General features: G+C 63.2%; 1 pseudogene. It reads right to left on the reverse strand.

Going from position 1 to position 228, the window contains the following annotated elements:
• Positions 1-228 (reverse strand): annotated as a pseudogene (locus EOD29_RS35715) (iron-siderophore ABC transporter substrate-binding protein); the annotation flags it as partial.

The following is a 228-nucleotide window of genomic DNA, read 5'->3' on the forward strand; positions in this document are numbered from 1 at the left end:
GATCATGGCGCCGAGACGCCGCGTTTCGGCGTAGGAGCGGTCGAGCGCATCGCCGTTCTCGGCATAAACAGTGAAGGTCGCGACCGGCGCGATGCGGGAGAGTTTTTCATCCAGCGCCGCCAGGAAAGGCGTGCTCAGGATGAGCGATGGCCGGAGGCTGGTGAGGACTTCGAGATTGATCTCGAATGTCGTGCCGATGTCGACGACGCCTCGCGGCATGGTTGGCTC

This window comes from Mesorhizobium sp. M1A.T.Ca.IN.004.03.1.1, from assembly GCF_003997555.1.
GTDB lineage: Bacteria > Pseudomonadota > Alphaproteobacteria > Rhizobiales > Rhizobiaceae > Mesorhizobium.